Source organism: Pseudarthrobacter sp. AG30 (assembly GCF_003116525.1).
Taxonomy (GTDB): Bacteria; Actinomycetota; Actinomycetes; order Actinomycetales; family Micrococcaceae; genus Arthrobacter.
The window spans coordinates 729-1,024 of the sequence record NZ_QEHL01000045.1; the positions used below are offsets into that span (position 1 = coordinate 729).

A 296-nucleotide genomic window follows, 5' to 3' on the forward strand; every position below is an offset into this window, starting at 1 on the left:
CTGCTCCAGCTCGCCGCGAACGAGAACCTGGACAACCTGAACTTCGTGATCAACTGCAACCTCCAGCGCCTCGACGGCCCGGTCCGGGGCAACGGGAAGATCATGCAGGAACTCGAAGCGTTCTTCCGCGGCGCGGGCTGGAACGTCATCAAGGTCGTCTGGGGCCGGGAATGGGATGACCTGCTCACCCGCGACACCGACGGCTCGCTCGTGAAAATCATGAACGAAACCGTCGACGGCGACTACCAGACCTACAAAGCCGAATCCGGCGGCTTCGTCCGCGAACACTTCTTCGG

Annotated in this window: 1 pseudogene; it reads left to right on the forward strand. The window is 62.2% G+C overall.

Annotated features, from left to right (window positions below):
• Positions 1-296, forward strand: a pseudogene (locus tag DC347_RS22050) (pyruvate dehydrogenase (acetyl-transferring), homodimeric type); the annotation flags it as partial.